General features: G+C 44.4%; 1 pseudogene. It reads left to right on the top strand.

Going from position 1 to position 250, the window contains the following annotated elements:
• Positions 1 to 140: 140 nt before the first annotated feature.
• A pseudogene (gene nadA, locus AAEY88_RS15850) lies at positions 141 to 250 on the top strand (quinolinate synthase NadA); the annotation flags it as partial.

Below are 250 nucleotides of genomic sequence, written 5' to 3'. Positions count from 1 at the left end.
ATATAGATGAAGTGGTCGAGAACATGAGTCTAGCTCAAACTATTATGCCTGAAGGCTATATTTTCCCTCCTAAGCCAGCACCGTTAACACAAAACGAACAAGGCGAATACAAAGCACGTATAAAGCAACTACTGCAAGAAAAAAATGCCGTATTAGTTGCCCATTACTATACCGATCCTGAAATACAAGCACTAGCCGAAGAAACCGGCGGCTGCGTTGCCGACTCGCTAGAAATGGCGCGTTTTGGTAC

This window comes from Psychrobacter sp. CAL346-MNA-CIBAN-0220, assembly GCF_040309805.1.
Lineage (GTDB): Bacteria > Pseudomonadota > Gammaproteobacteria > Pseudomonadales > Moraxellaceae > Psychrobacter.
The sequence above is the reverse complement of the archived record's forward strand: the minus strand, read 5'-3'. Positions and strand labels throughout refer to the sequence as shown.